Raw genomic sequence first — 16,324 nt, forward strand, 5'->3', positions numbered from 1 at the left:
GGACGACCGGGCCGCGGGAGGGCTGCAAGCTCAGTAGACTTGAACTGTGGCAGATCCAGCGAGTTACCGACCCCAGACGGGTGAGATTCCGACCAATCCGGGCGTGTACCGCTTCCGCGACCCGCACGGCCGGGTCATCTATGTCGGCAAGGCCAAGAACCTCCGTTCGCGGCTGAACTCGTACTTCGCCAACCCGGCGGGGCTGCTCCCCAAAACGTATGCGATGGTCCACGCGGCCAGCAGCGTGGAGTGGACCGTCGTCAGCAGCGAGCTCGAGTCGCTGCAGCTCGAATACACCTGGATCAAGGAATTCAAGCCCCGGTTCAACGTGATGTTCCGGGATGACAAGAGCTACCCGTACCTGGCTGTTTCGATGGGGGAGAAATACCCCCGCGTCCAGGTCCTGCGCGGCGAGCGACGCAAGGGCACCCGCTATTTCGGCCCTTACACCGCCGGTGCCATCCGGGACACCATGGACACCCTGCTGCGCGTCTTCCCGGTCCGGAGCTGCAGCGCCGGCGTCCTGAAGCGGGCCGAAGCCAGTGGCCGGCCCTGCCTGCTTGGCTACATCGACAAGTGCGCGGCACCCTGCGTCGGCCGCATCTCCGCCGAGGACCACCGCGCCCTGGCCGAAGACTTTTGCACCTTCATGGGCGGCGAGGCCAAGCCGTTCGTCACCCGGCTGGAAAAGGACATGGCCGCCGCCGTCGCGGAACTGGACTACGAGCGGGCGGCGCGGATCCGTGACGACATCGTCGCGCTCAAGAAGGTCTTTGAACGCAACGCCGTCGTCCTTGCCGAGGGCACCGATGCCGACGTCTTCGCCCTGCACGAGGATGAACTCGAAGCCGCCGTGCAGGTCTTCCACGTCCGCGGCGGCCGGATCCGCGGCCAGCGCGGCTGGGTCGTCGAAAAAGTCGAGGACTCCACCACCCCTGACCTCGTCGAGCACCTGCTCCAACAGGTCTACGGCGAGGAAGCCGGCCTGCAGGGCAGGCTGCCCCGCGAAGTCCTCATCCCCGTGGAACCCAGCAACGCCGCGGAGCTGGCGCAATGGCTCAGCGGGCTCCGCGGAGCCAGGGTCGACGTCCGGGTGCCGCAACGCGGCGACAAGGCCGCGCTGCTGTCCACCGTGCGGGACAACGCCGAGCACGCCCTCAAGCTCCACAAATCCCGGCGCGCCGGCGATCTGACCCTGCGGTCCCAGGCACTGCAGGAACTGCAGGAGGCCCTGGAGCTGCCCATCGCGCTGATGCGGATCGAATGCTTCGATATCTCGCACGTCCAGGGCACCAACGTTGTCGGCTCCATGGTCGTGGTCGAGGACGGCCTGCCGAAGAAGTCCGAATACCGGAAGTTCTCCGTCACCGGCGCCGCCGCCACGGACGACACCGCTGCCATGCACGACGTGCTGACGCGGCGGTTCCGTAACTACCTGCAGGAGAAGACCGTCCAGGCCGAGGCCACCCGGAAGCCGGGCCATCAGGCGATGCTCAACGCCGTGGCCGACGCCGCCGTCGCGCCCGCCCCGCATGCCGTCGCCGATACCACGACCCCGGCGCCGCGGACCAAGTTCGCCTACCCGCCCAACCTCGTTGTCGTCGACGGCGGCAAGCCCCAGGTCAACGCGGCCGCCCGTGCCCTGGCCGAACTGGGCATCGACGACGTCTACGTCGTCGGGCTCGCCAAACGGCTCGAGGAGGTCTGGCTCCCGGACAGCGACTTCCCCGTGATCCTGCCCCGGGCCTCGGCGGGGCTGTACCTGCTGCAGCGCATCCGCGACGAGGCGCACCGCTTCGCGATCTCCTTCCACCGGCAGAAGCGCGGCAAGGCCATGACGGTCTCGGCGCTCGACGGCGTGCCCGGCCTCGGCGAATCCAAGCGCAAGGCCCTGCTCGCCCAGTTCGGCTCGGTCAGGACCATCAGGACGGCCAGCATCGAGGAACTCACCGGCGCCAAGGGGATCGGACCGTCCCTGGCAGCGGCGATCGTCCGGCACTTCACCGACGACGGCACTGACGCCGCCGCCGTCCCCGCCATCAACATGACCACGGGCGAAATCCTGGAGACTTAGCTAGCACCGGCAATCTTAGCTAGGGTAAGGACTTGGGAAACGGGACGCGCGGCGACTGCGCCGCAGCACGGACTCTACCCGTCAGAGGTAGACAACAACAGCACAGCAGAACGGGGCTTCACTGATGGCAGAGTCGACGGCAGGATCCGGGGCGGAGTCGGACGGCATGACGCCGGTCAAACCCGTCGAGGCCGAACTGCTCGTAGTGACGGGCATGTCCGGAGCCGGCCGGAGCACCGCCGCGGACGCCCTGGAGGACCACGGCTGGTACGTCGTGGAGAACCTCCCCCCGCAGATGCTCGGCACCCTCGCGGAAATCGTGTCCCACGCTCCGGGTTCCATTTCCAAGCTCGCCGTCGTGATGGACGTCCGCGGCAAGGAGCTGTTCGCGGACATCCGGGCCTCCCTGCGCAACCTGGAAGCCAGCGGCGTCGGGTTCCGGGTGCTGTTCCTCGACGCCAACGACGACGTCCTGGTCCGGCGTTTCGAACAGGGCAGGCGCCCCCACCCGCTGCAGGGCGGCGGCAGGATCCTCGACGGCATCGCCGCCGAACGCGAACTGCTGCAGGAACTCCGCACCTCCGCGGACATCGTGCTGGACACCTCGACGCTGAACGTCCACGGCCTGGCGACCGCGATCACCGAACTGTTCAGCGAGACCGGCCCCGTGGCGCTCCGCCTGAACGTGATGAGCTTCGGCTTCAAGTACGGGCTCCCGGTCGATGCCAACTTCGTCGCCGACGCCCGCTTCATTCCCAACCCGCACTGGGTCCCGGCGCTCCGCCCGCACACCGGGCTGGACAAGGACGTCAGTGACTATGTGCTGGAGGCGGAGGGCGTCAGTAACTTTGTGGAACGCTACGTGCTGGCCCTCGAGCCGGTCCTGGACGGCTACCGGCAGGAGAACAAGCACTACGCCACCATCGCCGTCGGCTGCACCGGCGGCAAGCACCGTTCCGTTGCCGTCGCCGTCGAACTGTCCCGCCGGCTCGCGCAGTATCCGCGCGTCACGGTGACGACCACGCACCGGGATCTGGGCCGCGAGTAATGGCGCTGTTCACCGGATCGCTGCCGCTCATCCCGCCGGAAAGCGCGGCTTTCGCCAGCCAGCAGGACAAGGGTCCGTCCGTTGTCGCGCTGGGCGGCGGCCACGGGCTCGCCGCCTCGCTGTCGGCACTGCGCCTGCTCACCTCCGAACTGACTGCCATCGTCACCGTCGCGGACGACGGCGGCTCTTCGGGGCGGCTGCGCGAGGAGTACGGTGTCCTGCCGCCCGGCGACCTCAGGATGGCGCTCTCGGCGCTGTGTGACGACACCGATTGGGGCCGCACCTGGCGCGATGTGATGCAGCACCGCTTCGCGCCCGGCGAGGGCCGCGGCGGCTCGCTCGACGAGCATGCCATGGGCAACCTCCTCATTGTCACCCTCTGGGAACTCCTGGGCGACACGGTGGCGGGCCTCAAATGGGCCGGCGCGTTGCTGGGTGCCCGCGGCGAGGTCCTGCCGATGTCAAGCGTCCCGCTGACCATCGAGGGCCAGGTGCGGGTCACCGCGCCGGACGGCACCACGGCGCTGCAGACCCTGAGCGGTCAGGCAAAGTGCGCTGTCGCCGGCTCGCTGGAACGAGTGCGGCTGCTGCCCGAGGACGCCCACGCCTGCACTGAGGCGCTCACCGCGATCGAACTGGCCGACTGGGTCATTCTCGGCCCCGGATCCTGGTACACCTCCGTGCTGCCGCACCTGTTGCTGCCGGAAATGCGCGATGCGCTCTGCAACACGGCGGCCCGCCGCTGCCTCACTATGAACCTCGCCACGGACACCAAGGAAACCCTCGGAATGTCCGCCGCGGACCACCTCCGGGTGCTCCGGGAGTACGCGCCGGACTTCACCGTCGACGTCGTCCTGGCCGATCCGGCCTCCGTGACCGACCATGCCGACTTCGAACGGGCGGCCAGGATGCTCGGCGCCGAGGTGGTGTTGGGTAAAGTGGGGGCGTCGAGCCGCCGGCCGATCCACGACCCGCTGCGTCTGGCAACGGCGTACCACGACATTTTCGGGAACAGGTAGGAAAGGTGCCATGGCACTGACAGCATCGGTCAAGGAAGAACTTTCCCGGCTGGATATCAAGAAGTCCTCGGTCCGCAAGGCCGAGGTGTCCTCCATGCTCCGCTTCGCCGGGGGACTCCACATCATCTCAGGCCGGATCGTGATCGAGGCCGAAGTGGACCTCGCCTCCACCGCGCGGCGGCTCCGTGCCGCCATCGCCGAGGTTTACGGGCACCAAAGCGAAATCATCGTCGTGTCCGGTGGCGGCCTGCGCCGCGGCAGCCGCTACGTCGTCCGGGTGGTGCGCGACGGCGAAGCCCTCGCCCGCCAGACCGGCCTGCTGGACGCCCGGGGACGCCCGGTCCGCGGCCTGCCCTCAGTCGTGGTGAACGGGTCCGCCGCCGACGCCGAAGCCGTCTGGCGCGGCGCCTTCCTGGCCCACGGTTCCCTCACCGAGCCCGGCCGGTCCTCCGCCATGGAGGTCACCTGCCCCGGCCCCGAGTCCGCCCTCGCGCTCGTCGGGGCAGCCCGCAGGCTCGGCATCCAGGCCAAGGCCCGCGAGGTCCGGGGAGTGGACCGGGTGGTCATCCGCGACGGGGACACGATTGCCGTGCTGTTGACCCGGATGGGCGCCCATGACGCGCTGATGGTCTGGGAGGAGCGGCGGATGCGCAAGGAAGTCCGTGCCACCGCCAACCGGCTGGCCAACTTCGACGACGCCAACCTGCGGCGTTCGGCGCAGGCCGCCGTCGCCGCCGGCGCCCGCGTGGACCGCGCCCTGGAAATCCTCGGCGACGACGTCCCGGACCACCTCAAATACGCCGGCGAACTGCGGGTCGCCCACAAACAGGCAAGCCTGGACGAGCTCGGCCGCCTCGCGGATCCCGTGATGACCAAAGACGCCATCGCGGGGCGGATCCGCCGCCTGCTGGCGATGGCGGACAAACGTGCCCAGGACCTCGGCATCCCGGGCACAGAGGCCAATGTGACGCCGGAAATGCTGGACGAATAGCCACCGCCGGGAAACAGCTGCAGAATCGGATCGGGCCGGCGGGAATACCTCAGGGGGACCGGAGGCTATGCCCACTGGATTCCGATCCAGAGACTTCCGGGTGCCTAAACATCCGGATGCACAATCCGAGAGTTACCAAACGGACAATCAGTCCACGACATTGGAGGATTTTGTGACCGAGTACGTACTGCCCGAACTGGACTACGACTACGCCGCGTTGGAGCCCCACATCTCCGCGCGGATCATGGAGCTGCACCACAGCAAGCACCACGCCACGTACGTGGCTGGCGCCAACAACGCCCTGGCCCAGCTCGCCGAAGCACGCGAGAAGGGCGACTTCGCCAACATCAACCGCCTTTCCAAGGACCTCGCGTTCCACACCGGCGGCCACATCAACCACTCCGTGTTCTGGAAGAACCTCTCCCCGGACGGCGGCGACAAGCCCGAAGGTGAGCTCGCGGCCGCGATCGATGACGCGTTCGGCTCCTTTGACGCCTTCCGCGCCCAGTTCACCGCCGCGGCCCTCGGCCTGCAGGGCTCCGGCTGGGGCTTCCTCGCCTACGAGCCGATCGGCGGCAACCTGGTGATCGAGCAGCTCTACGATCAGCAGGGCAACGTCGCGCTGGGCACGACTCCGCTGCTGATGCTGGACATGTGGGAGCACGCGTTCTACCTGGACTATGTCAACGTCAAGGCCGACTACGTCAAGGCCTTCTGGAACATCGTGAACTGGGCCGACGTCGCCAAGCGCTTTGACGCCGCCCGCAAGAACGCCACCGGCCTGATCACGCTCTAGCAGCGCCGCGGCGGCCTGGGTTTGCCCCGGTTCACACGCCTGTAACAAAGCTCACACTTTGGGCCGTTCGGCTCAAATCGTGGACGGTCTGCCCCTGCACTTGCGGGGGCAGACCAAGTTAAACGTAAGATAGGTCACGGAAGGCGGTTAGCCTTCAGCAATGTGGCTGGTCGCCCTCCGATCTGTTAATCATCTCTGCCCAATGGCGTGCGGGATCTGTTAGTTGGCTTGAGCGCCTTCTCAACTAATCGTGCTTGAAGAAGCACCAAGGAGACTGAAAACGTGACCACCCGTATTGGTATTAACGGCTTCGGCCGTATTGGCCGCAACTACTTCCGCGCCGCACTTGCCCAGGGGGCGGACCTCGAGATCGTTGCCGTCAACGACCTCACCAGCCCGGAAGCGCTGGCCCACCTCTTCAAATACGACTCCGTGGGCGGACGCCTGAAGGAGAGCATCGAAGTCAAGGACGGCAACATCGTCGTCAACGGCAGCATCATCAAGGTCCTCGCCGAGCGCGATCCGGCCAAGCTGCCCTGGGGCGAGCTCGGCGTCGACATCGTGATCGAATCCACCGGGTTCTTCACGAAGGCCGCCGACGCGCGGAAGCACATCGATGCCGGCGCCAAGAAGGTCCTGATCTCCGCCCCCGCCTCTGATGAGGACATCACGATCGTGATGGGCGTCAACGACGGACTCTACGACCCCGCCACGCACCACATCATCTCCAACGCCTCCTGCACCACCAACTGCCTTGGCCCGCTGGCCAAGGTGGTCAACGACGCCTTCGGCATCGAGCGCGGCCTGATGACCACGATCCACGCCTACACCGCCGACCAGAACCTGCAGGACGGCCCGCACAAGGACCTCCGCCGCGCCCGCGCCGCCGCCATCAACATGGTCCCCACCTCCACGGGGGCTGCGAAGGCAATCGGCCTGGTGCTGCCGGAACTCAAGGGCAAGCTTGACGGCTACGCCATCCGCGTACCGGTGCCCACCGGCTCCGCGACTGACCTGACCGTCACCGTTTCCCGCGAGACCACCGTCGCGGAAGTGAATGCCGCCCTCAAGGCTGCCTCCGAGTCGGACGAGCTCAGGGGCCTGCTGACCTACACCGACGAGCCGATCGTCTCCTCGGACATTGTCGGCGACCCGGCTTCCTCCATCTTCGACTCCGGCCTGACCAAGGTGATTGGCAACCAGGTCAAGGTTGTTTCCTGGTATGACAACGAATGGGGCTACTCCAACCGCCTCGTGGACCTTACGGAGCTCGTCGCAGCCAAGCTGGGCTAGGGTAAGACCCATGACATTCCACACCCTCGACGAACTGATCGCTGATGGTGTCCGTGGGCGGTACGTTCTGGTCAGAAGTGACCTGAACGTACCGCTCGACGGCTCTTCAGTAACTGACGACGGCCGCATCAAGGCCTCCCTGCCAGTGCTGGCGAAGCTCACGGATGCCGGTGCCCGCGTGCTGGTCACAGCACACCTTGGCCGCCCCAAGGGCGCCCCGGACGAGAAGTACTCGCTCAAGCCCGCCGCGGCGCGGCTGGCCGAACTGGCCCCGTTCAAGGTCTCGCTCTCGGCGGACACCGTCGGGGACGCCGCGAAGGCGTCCGCCGCCGGGCTGCAGGACGGCGAAGCCCTGGTCCTGGAGAACGTGCGTTTCGACGCCCGGGAGACCTCCAAGGACGACGCCGAACGCGGCACGTTCGCGGATGAGCTGGTGGCCCTCACGGGTGCCAGCGGCGCCTTCGTGGACGACGCCTTCGGCGCCGTGCACCGCAAGCACGCCAGCGTGTACGACGTCGCCACCCGCCTGCCGTCCTATCAGGGCGACCTGGTGCGCACCGAGGTCGAGGTGCTGCGCAAGCTCACCGCCGACACCCAGCGCCCCTACGTCGTTGTCCTGGGCGGGTCCAAGGTCTCGGACAAGCTCGCCGTGATCGACAACCTCATCGGCAAGGCGGACACGATCCTGGTCGGCGGCGGCATGTTGTTCACCTTCCTCGCCGCCGCGGGCCACAAGGTGGCCGGCAGCCTGCTGGAACAGGACCAGATCCCGATCGTGCAGGAGTACCTCAAGCGGGCAGCGGACGCCGGCACGGAATTCGTAGTACCGACCGACGTCGTGGTGGCCAGCAGGTTCGCCGCCGACGCCGAGCATGAAACGGTGCCGGCGGAGGCGATTGAAGACAGCAGCTTCGGCGCCCAGGGCATTGGCCTGGACATCGGACCGGAATCCGCCGCCGCCTTCGCGGAACGGATCAAGGGAGCCCGGACGGTGTTCTGGAACGGGCCCATGGGCGTGTTCGAGTTCCCGGCGTTCGCCGCCGGCACCCGGGCCATCGCCCAGGCACTGACCGAAACGGACGCGTTCACGGTGGTCGGTGGCGGCGACTCCGCCGCCGCGGTCCGCACGCTCGGCTTCGCCGACGACCAGTTCGGGCACATTTCCACCGGCGGCGGCGCCAGCCTCGAGTACCTTGAAGGCAAGGAACTCCCCGGCCTAAGCGTCCTGGACCGCTAGACCCGCCAGCCGGCAGGGCGCCCTGTCCCAGGACGGGGCGCCCTGCCGGCTGTCCCACTGCTATGTACTAATTGGAGACCACGTGACTACATCAACCAACGGCAAATTCGACCGCACGCCCTTCATCGCGGGCAACTGGAAGATGAACATGGACCATGTCCAGGGCATCACCCTCCTGCAGAAGCTGGCCTGGACCCTGTCCGACGCCAAGCACGACTACAGCCGGGTGGAGGTCTCCGTATTCCCGCCGTTCACCGATCTCCGCGGCGTCCAGACCCTGGTCCAGGGCGATGAACTCAAGGTCGTCTACGGCGGGCAGGATCTGTCCCCGTTTGACTCCGGCGCCTACACCGGCGACATTTCCGGACAGTTCCTCGCCAAGCTCGGCTGCTCCTACGTCCTGGTCGGCCACAGCGAACGCCGCACCATCCACCACGAGTCCGACGAGGTGCTCAACGCCAAGGCCAAGGCCGCCTTCCGGCACGGCGTTACCCCGGTACTCTGCGTCGGTGAAGGCCTGGAAGTCCGGCAGGCCGGGACGCACGTCGAGCACACCCTCGCGCAGCTCCGCGCCGGCGTCGAGGGCCTCACCCCGGAACAGGCCGCCGCGCTGGTCGTCGCCTACGAGCCGGTCTGGGCCATCGGGACCGGCGAAGTTGCCGGGCCGGAAGACGCCCAGGAAATGTGCGCCGCCCTCCGCGCCGAACTCGCCACGCTCTTCGGCGCGGACGTCGCCGGCAAGACCCGGCTCCTCTACGGCGGCTCGGTCAAGGCCAACAATGCCGCCTCGATCCTCAAGGAACGCGACGTGGACGGATTGCTGGTCGGTGGTGCCAGCCTGGACGCCGCCGAGTTTGCTAATATTGTCAGGTTCGAGAGTCACCTGCTGACGGATTAGTCCGGACACAGTCGTGGCCCCCGCAATCCAAATCTTCTGAAAGGCCGTCGTGGACGTTCTTCATGTCATTCTGCAGGTCCTCCTGGGCATCACCAGCCTCCTGCTGACCTTGCTCATCCTGCTCCACAAGGGTCGCGGTGGCGGTCTCTCGGACATGTTCGGCGGCGGCATGAGCTCCGGCCTTAGCTCCTCGGGCGTGGCCGAGCGGAACCTGAACCGCTTTACGATCATCCTTGGCGTCACCTGGGGTGTTGTCATCATCGGCCTTGGCCTGATCATGCGCTTCAGCAGCGGCGGCGACTCCTAGGACCGGCGGCAAAAACTTCATAAAAGGGGTCCTTGTGGCCCTGCCCGCATCGGGAACTCCCGAACTACACTGTGGCTGATCGCTTGCGCTTTCCGTCCACTTCAGTAGCCAGGAGTTCCCGATGCTGCATTCCGCCTCCGGATTCCGGGGTATCCGTGTAGGAGCCACCGAAGGGGCTACGCCGCGCCACGAACCGCTCGACGGCGCCGCCGCCCGCACACCACGCATCCGCGTCAGCTACCACTGCGCGAAAGGCCATGAGACCCCGCTGGTCTTCGCTCAGCTGCCCGAGGACCAGATCCCCGGCGTCTGGGACTGCCGCCGCTGTGGTGCAACGGCGACCCGGGACGAGGCGCAGTTCGCGCTCGAGGAAGTCCCGTTGGAGGGCTACAAGAGCCATTTGGAATACGTTAAAGAACGGCGCTCCAGCCAGGACGCCGAAGACGTGCTGGCCGGAGCGCTCGAGAGACTGCGTGCAAGCCGGGCCCTCCCGGAGGGATAACACAGAGGCATAACACAGCGGGATAGCGCCGCGGGCTGCCCGGCTGAGGGAACTGCGCTAGCCCTTTCGGACCAGTTGTTCAGGGACCCGGGACGCCGCGTTCTCATCGATCAGCCACAGCGTCTCATTCCGGCCCCGCGGACCTGCCGCCGGGACCTGCACCGGGTTGGCGCCCGCGAGGGCCAGCCCCACGGCACCGGCCTTGTCCTCGCCGGCTACGACCATCCAGATCTCCGACGCCGTGTTGATGGCCGGCAGCGTCAGGGAAACCCGCTCCGGCGGCGGCTTGGGGGAGTTGCGGACCCCCACCACGGAGAGTTCCTTCTCCCGGATCCCGGCCTGTTCCGGGAAGAGCGACGCGACGTGCGCGTCGGGCCCCACCCCGAGGAGGACGATATCGAAGCGGGGGAGTGCGGCCGGGTGTTCGGGCCGGTCATCGGACATGTCCGCGGCGTGTTCCGCGGCAGCTGCCTCGCCAAGCCGCCGGGCGTAGTCCGCGGCCGCCTCCTCCGGAGAGCCAAAGTCCCCGGTGGAACCGGGGACCTGGATCCGGGCGGGGTCGGCGCTGATGTGCGCGAGCAGTGCCTCATGGGCCTGGCGGGCGTTGCGTTCCGGGTCGTCGGCCGCGACGAAGCGCTCATCGCCCCACCAGAAGTTCACCTTGGACCAGTCGACGGCGGGAGACGCCGGCGAGTCCGCCACGGCCTTGAGCGAGCCGATGCCTATCGACCCCCCGGTCAGCACCACCGTCGCCTCACCGTACTTGTCCTGGATGTCCACCAGTTTGGTGATCAGGCGGGCCGCGATGGCAGCCATCAGGACGGTCGAGTCGGGATGGATACTTACTCTGGGGTCAGCGCTCACTGGGACGGACACTCCTTAGATTGGTACGTGGCAGTCCAATAGTAATCACTTCACCGAACACTTCGTCCGGGTCAAGCCGGCGGAGCTCTTCGGCCAGGCAGTCCTTCAGGCTCCGGCGCGGCAGGGAGATGCGCTGCATCGGCTGTCCGGGCTGGCTCAGTTCCGCGACCGTGAGGCCCGGCCGGAACAGCTGCACGTCTCCGCCGGTCCGGGACAGCCGGACGCGGCGGATCCCGGTGCCCGCGGGGTCCGCGACGATGGTGACCGGTGCGTCCAGGGCCAGGGTGAGCCAGGCCGCGAGCAGGATCGTGCTGGGGGAGTCTGAGGCGCCTTCGACGGCGACGGCCGTCACCGGTGAGCCATCGACCTGGTCCAGGGCGGCGGCGAGCTGGATCCGCCAGTTTGTCAGGCGGGTCCAGGCCAGGTCCGTGTCGCCGGCCTTGTAGGTGCGGCGGATGTTGTCCAGTGCGCGCTGTGGATCTGACTCGTTGGCCGAGTCCGTGATCCGGCGGTGCGCGATCCGGCCGATGGACGTCTCGCAGGCGTTCTTCGGGGCGCCGTGCGGCCACCAGGCCACGATCGGCGCATCCGGGAGCAGCAACGCCGCGACGAGCGATTCGCTTTCCTCCGCGAGTTCACCGTAGCCGCGGAGCACGATGACCTCGGACGCTCCGGCGTCCCCGCCCACCCGGATCTGCGCGTCGAGCCGGTTGGGGGCCTCGGCCCCGGCGTCGGCGAGGACGATGATCCGGCACGGGTGCTCCCGGCTGGCCTCGTTCGCGGCCTCGATGGCCTCCTCTTCCAGCCCGGACTTGGTGACGACCACGAGGGTCAGCACCCGGCCCAGGGCGATCACACCGCCCTGCTCGCGCAGCGCCATGATCTTCTTGGAAATTTTCGAGGTGGTGGTGTCGGGAAGATCTACGATCATGGCCTTCTCCAGGTTCGTCCGTCACGGGCCATGAGCTCGTCGGCGGAGGCCGGTCCCCAGCTGCCGGGGGCGTAGGGTTCGGGCTGCTCATCCAGGCTGACCCAGTACTTCTCGAACGGGTCGAGGATTTTCCAGGAGAGCTCCACTTCCGCATGGCGGGGGAACAGCGGCGGCTCGCCCAGCAGCACATCGAGGATGAGCCGTTCATACGCTTCCGGGCTGGACTCCGTGAACGAGTGCCCGTAACCGAAGTCCATCGTCACGTCCCGGACCTCCATCTGCGTGCCCGGGACCTTGGACCCGAACCGGATCGTCGCGCCCTCGTCCGGCTGGACCCGGATCACCACGGCGTTCTGGCCGAAGTCGTCCTCGCCGTGGTCGGTGAACAGCAGGTTCGGTGCCCGTTTGAACACGACGGCGATCTCGGTGACGCGGCGGCCCAGGCGTTTGCCGGCGCGCAGGTAGAACGGCACCCCGGACCAGCGGCGCGTGTGGATGTCCACCCGGACCGCGGCGTAGGTTTCGGTCTTCGAGTCCGCCGGGATCCCGTCTTCGTCCAGGTAGCCCTGGACCTGCTCGCCGCCCTGCCAGCCGCCGGTGAACTGCCCGCGGGCCGAGTGCGTGGACAGATCCTCCGGGAGCCGGACGGCGGCCAGGACCTTTTCCTTCTCGGCGCGGAGGTCATCGGCGTTGAAGGAAATCGGTTCCTCCATCGCCGTCAGCGCCAGGAGCTGCAGGAGGTGGTTCTGGATGACGTCGCGGGCCGCCCCGACGCCGTCGTAGTAGCCCGCCCGGCCGCCGGTGCCGATGTCCTCGGCCATGGTGATCTGGACGTGGTCCACGTAGTTCGCGTTCCACAGCGGCTCGAAGAGCTGGTTGGCGAAGCGCAGCGCCAGGATGTTCTGCACCGTCTCCTTGCCCAGGTAGTGGTCGATCCGGAACACCGCGTCCTGCGGGAACACCGACTCCACGATGTCGTTGAGTTGCCGGGCCGATTCAAGGTCGTGGCCGAACGGCTTCTCGATCACCACCCGCCGCCATTTGTCGCCCTCGGCCTGCGCCAGTCCGTGCTTGGACAGCTGCCGGCAGACCAGTTCGAAGGCGTTCGGCGGGATGGAGAGGTAGAACGCGTGGTTGCCGCGCGTTCCCCGCTGCTCATCGAGTTCGTCGATGGTTTCGCTGAGCCGCTTGAAGGCATCATCGTCGTCGAACTCACCCTGCACGAAGCGGATGCCCTCCGCGAGCTGCGTCCACACCGTTTCATCAAACGGCGTGCGGGCGTAGGCCTTGACCGCAGCCTTGACCTCTGCGGCGAAGTCCTCGTTCTCCCAGTTCCGCCGCGCAAAGCCCACGAGGGCGAAGCTGGGCGGCAGCAGTCCGCGGTTGGCCAGGTCATAGACGGCCGGCATGAGTTTCTTGCGCGCGAGGTCCCCCGTGACCCCGAACAGGACCAGGGACGACGGTCCCGCGATGCGGTTCAGGCGGCGGTCCCGCGGGTCCCGGAGCGGATTGCGCCCCTGGCCCGCGGCCCTGCGTCCGCCGTTATGTTTTTCTGGCATGGTGGTTCGGGTGCCTTAGCTTTCGGTGGACGAGACTGTCTGGCCGGCCAGCGTCGAGACGACGTCCTGCAGCTGGCGGACGCCGGCGGCGCGGTCCGTGAGGTGCAGCCGGAGGACAGGGCGGCCGTGGTCGGAGAGCACCTGCGCGTCACCGGCGGCCTGGGCCGAAATCAATTCCCCGAAGGTGAACGGACGGTCCGGGATGGCCAGATCGGTGGCGGACGCGGCCGTCACCTGCAGGAAGACCCCGATCGCGGGTCCGCCCTTGTGGAACTGCCCGGTTGAATGCAGGAAGCGCGGCCCCCAGCCGAAGGTCACGGGACGGCCGCTGACGGCTGCCAGCTCGTCCCGGACACTCTCGAGGGATGCGTAGGCGAGCCGGTCGAAGTAGGCCTGGACACTCAAGTAGCTGTCCGGTCCCAACTCGCCGAGGAGGGCGCTGACGGCCTCGGCCGCGGTTTCGGCGCCGCCGAGCCAATCCCCGCCGCGGACCTCGATGGCGCCGTCGGTGAAGTTGGCCGGCGTCGGCTCCGGCTGCGCGTCGAGCAGTCCGCGGGCTGCCACCTTGGCGGCTTCGACGTCGGGCTGGTCGTAGGGGTTGATGCCGAGCAGGCGCCCGGCGACCGCGGTGGCGAACTCCCACGTCATCATCTGGGTGGGCAGGCCGCCGGCGATCGCGACTTCGTTCTCGCCGAGTTCGACGTCGGCATCCGCCCCGACGAGGCGGATCACCAGGACGTCGGGGGCGCCGAGGCTGCCCTCCGGGGAGGAAGGCCCGGCGACGACCGGCAGCACACCGGTGCCGAGCTTGCCGGTGGATTCGGCGATGAGCTGTTCGGCCCAGTCCGCGAAGCCGGTGATTCCCGAGCCGTCCTCGGCGATGACGATCTTGTCGCGCAGCGGGTTCGTGCCGCCCAGTGCGGCGCCGAGGGCGAGGCCGATGTTTTCCTCGCCGTCCTCGTTAAGGACTTCGGCGGCCTCCTCGGCTTCATCCAGGAACGCCTGGATGTCCACGCCGGCCAGGCCGCACGGCACCATCCCGAACGCGGTGAGCGCCGAGTAGCGTCCGCCGACGGTGGGGTCCGCGTTGAAGACGGCACGGTAGCCGGCCTCGCGGGAGGCCTTGTCCAGCGGGGAGCCCGGATCGGTGACGATGATGATCCGGCTCTTCGCGTCGAGTCCGGCCTCGGTGAAGGCGTGCTCGAAGATCCGGCGCTGCGAATCGGTCTCCAGGGTGGAGCCGGACTTGGAGGAGACGACGATCGCGGTTTCGGCCAGACGGTCCGCAAGGGTGGCGGCGACCTGTTCCGGATCGGTGCTGTCCAGCACGGTCAGTTCGACGCCGGCGGTGCCGGCGATGACCTCGGGGGCCAGCGAGGAGCCACCCATGCCGCAGAGGACGATCCGGCTGACGCCCTCGGCGCGCAGGGCGTCGCGGAGGGCCAGGATCTCCGCGACGAGCGGCTGGGAGACGGTGGCCGCCTCGACCCAGCCCAGCCGGACGGACGCCTCGGCCTCGGCGTCGGGACCCCACAGGGTGGCGTCCTTGGCGAAGATCCGGGTGGCGACCTTGTCTTCCAGCAGGGCGGGCAGGTGCTGTTCGTGGGCCAGGCGGGCGGCGCCCGTGGCGTCGTAGCTGAGAGTGGTCATGGGGACTATGCGTCCTTCCGTGCAGCGGCGAGGGCTGCCTCGACGTCGTTCAGCAGTTCCTTCCAGCTTGCCACGAACTTGTCGAGGCCTTCAGACTCAAGCACGGCGACGACCTCGTTGTAGGAGATGCCGAGGGCATCGAGGGCGTTCAGGGTGGCGTTGGCGTCGTCATAGCCGCGGCTGACCGTGTTGCCCGTGACGGTGCCGTGATCGTAGGTGGCGTCGAGGGTCTTTTCCGGCATGGTGTTCACGACGCCGGGGGCGACGAGTTCGGTGACGTAGAGGGTGTCCGGGTACGCCGGGTCCTTGACGCCGGTGGAGGCCCACAGCGGACGCTGGGGGAGGGCGCCGGCGTCGGCCAGGAGGGCCCAGCGTTCGGTGGAGAAGAGTTCCTCGTAGACCTGGTAGGCCAGGCGGGCGTTGGCCAGGCCGGCCTTGCCCTTGAGTGCGCGGGCCTCGTCGGTGCCGATGGCGTCGAGGCGCTTGTCGATTTCGGCGTCGACGCGGGAGACGAAGAAGGACGCGACCGAATGGATTTTGGAGAGGTCGTGGCCGTTGTCCTTGGCCTGCTCCAGGCCGGACTGGAACGCGTTGATGACGGCGCGGTAGCGCTCCAGCGAGAAGATCAGCGTGACGTTGACGCTGATGCCGGCGCCGAGCGTGGCCGTGATGGCTTCCAGGCCCTCGAGGGTCGCCGGGATCTTGATCAGGACGTTTTCCTTGTTGACCTGCGCGTGGAGCTCCTTGGCCTCGGTGATGGTGCCGGCGGTGTCCCAGGCGAGGCGGGGGTCGACCTCGATCGAGACGCGGCCGTCGACGCCCTTCGTGGCCGCGGCGACCGGTGCGAAGAGGTCGCAGGCATCGGCGACGTCGGTCGTGGTAATCGCGAAGACGGTCTCCTCGACGCTGGCGCCGGCGGCGGCCTTCGCGGCGATGATGTTGTCGTAGTCGTGGCCGGTGGTGATGGCCGCGTGGAAGATCGACGGGTTGGTGGTGACACCGACGACGTTCTTCTCTTCGATCAGCTTGCGCAGGGTGCCGGTGGCGAGGCGGCCGCGGGAGAGGTCATCGAGCCAGATCGAGACGCCGGCGTCGGAGAGCAGCTGCGTGGGGGTGGTGGTCATGGGTAGCTCCTGAAGTCTGGGGCCGCCGCCT

At 67.8% G+C, this 16,324-nt stretch carries 15 protein-coding genes; 10 read left to right on the forward strand and 5 right to left on the reverse strand.

The window, feature by feature from the left end; genetic code table 11:
* Positions 1 to 46 precede the first annotated feature (46 nt).
* The 10 genes from uvrC to J2X01_RS10755 all read left to right on the forward strand — a co-directional run bounded on the left by uvrC (position 47) and on the right by J2X01_RS10755 (position 10,165).
* On the forward strand, positions 47 to 2,074 hold the full coding sequence (gene uvrC / locus J2X01_RS10710) for an excinuclease ABC subunit UvrC (RefSeq protein ID WP_310056624.1): 2,028 nt from the start codon (positions 47 to 49) through the stop codon (positions 2,072 to 2,074).
* Between the two features lie 124 nt (positions 2,075 to 2,198).
* A complete protein-coding gene (gene rapZ / locus J2X01_RS10715; protein WP_310056627.1) occupies positions 2,199 to 3,122 on the forward strand; it encodes an RNase adapter RapZ in 924 nt (307 codons plus the stop codon).
* Complete coding sequence (locus J2X01_RS10720) at positions 3,122 to 4,141, forward strand: gluconeogenesis factor YvcK family protein (protein WP_310056631.1); 1,020 nt, start codon at positions 3,122 to 3,124, stop codon at positions 4,139 to 4,141. The genes rapZ and J2X01_RS10720 overlap by 1 nt, the downstream gene beginning before the upstream one ends.
* 10 nt (positions 4,142 to 4,151) lie before the next feature.
* Entirely contained in the window at positions 4,152 to 5,132 is a 981-nt protein-coding gene (whiA, locus tag J2X01_RS10725; protein ID WP_310056634.1) for a DNA-binding protein WhiA, read from the forward strand.
* Positions 5,133 to 5,304: 172 nt separating this feature from the next.
* Positions 5,305 to 5,928, forward strand: coding sequence for a superoxide dismutase (locus J2X01_RS10730; protein ID WP_310056637.1), 624 nt, complete (start codon positions 5,305 to 5,307; stop codon positions 5,926 to 5,928).
* 282 nt (positions 5,929 to 6,210) lie between these two features.
* The gene (gap, locus tag J2X01_RS10735; protein WP_310056640.1) at positions 6,211 to 7,221 is read left to right on the forward strand and encodes a type I glyceraldehyde-3-phosphate dehydrogenase; all 1,011 of its coding nucleotides are present in this window, start codon (positions 6,211 to 6,213) and stop codon (positions 7,219 to 7,221) included.
* A 10-nt stretch (positions 7,222 to 7,231) separates the two neighbouring features.
* A complete protein-coding gene (locus tag J2X01_RS10740) occupies positions 7,232 to 8,458 on the forward strand; it encodes a phosphoglycerate kinase (RefSeq protein ID WP_310056642.1) in 1,227 nt (408 codons plus the stop codon).
* Positions 8,459 to 8,540: 82 nt separating this feature from the next.
* Positions 8,541 to 9,356 (forward strand): triose-phosphate isomerase, encoded by an 816-nt coding sequence (gene tpiA, locus J2X01_RS10745; protein ID WP_310056645.1) that lies wholly within the window; start codon positions 8,541 to 8,543, stop codon positions 9,354 to 9,356.
* 49 nt (positions 9,357 to 9,405) lie between these two features.
* Positions 9,406 to 9,663, forward strand: coding sequence for a preprotein translocase subunit SecG (gene secG / locus J2X01_RS10750; protein WP_310056648.1), 258 nt, complete (start codon positions 9,406 to 9,408; stop codon positions 9,661 to 9,663).
* A gap of 121 nt (positions 9,664 to 9,784) precedes the next feature.
* On the forward strand, positions 9,785 to 10,165 hold the full coding sequence (locus J2X01_RS10755) for an RNA polymerase-binding protein RbpA (protein ID WP_310056652.1): 381 nt from the start codon (positions 9,785 to 9,787) through the stop codon (positions 10,163 to 10,165).
* Positions 10,166 to 10,222: 57 nt separating this feature from the next.
* On the opposite strand, the gene pgl is transcribed toward J2X01_RS10755, so the two are convergent.
* Genes pgl through tal form a run of 5 tightly spaced genes read right to left on the reverse strand, consistent with a single transcriptional unit; the run spans position 10,223 to position 16,293 of the window.
* Positions 10,223 to 11,029 (reverse strand): 6-phosphogluconolactonase, encoded by an 807-nt coding sequence (gene pgl, locus J2X01_RS10760; protein WP_310056657.1) that lies wholly within the window; start codon positions 11,027 to 11,029, stop codon positions 10,223 to 10,225.
* Positions 11,019 to 11,960 carry a glucose-6-phosphate dehydrogenase assembly protein OpcA gene (locus J2X01_RS10765; RefSeq protein ID WP_310056660.1) on the reverse strand — a complete coding sequence of 314 codons (942 nt, stop codon included), beginning with the start codon at positions 11,958 to 11,960 and terminating at the stop codon, positions 11,019 to 11,021. Before J2X01_RS10765 ends, pgl begins: the two co-directional genes overlap by 11 nt.
* A complete protein-coding gene (gene zwf / locus J2X01_RS10770; RefSeq protein ID WP_310056663.1) occupies positions 11,957 to 13,519 on the reverse strand; it encodes a glucose-6-phosphate dehydrogenase in 1,563 nt (520 codons plus the stop codon). Before zwf ends, J2X01_RS10765 begins: the two co-directional genes overlap by 4 nt.
* A gap of 15 nt (positions 13,520 to 13,534) precedes the next feature.
* Complete coding sequence (locus J2X01_RS10775; RefSeq protein WP_310056665.1) at positions 13,535 to 15,169, reverse strand: phosphoglucose isomerase-related protein; 1,635 nt, start codon at positions 15,167 to 15,169, stop codon at positions 13,535 to 13,537.
* A 5-nt stretch (positions 15,170 to 15,174) separates the two neighbouring features.
* The gene (gene tal, locus J2X01_RS10780) at positions 15,175 to 16,293 is read right to left on the reverse strand and encodes a transaldolase (protein WP_310056669.1); all 1,119 of its coding nucleotides are present in this window, start codon (positions 16,291 to 16,293) and stop codon (positions 15,175 to 15,177) included.
* Between the last annotated feature and the right edge of the window lie 31 nt (positions 16,294 to 16,324).

Source organism: Arthrobacter ginsengisoli (assembly GCF_031456935.1).
Lineage (GTDB): Bacteria > Actinomycetota > Actinomycetes > Actinomycetales > Micrococcaceae > Arthrobacter > Arthrobacter ginsengisoli.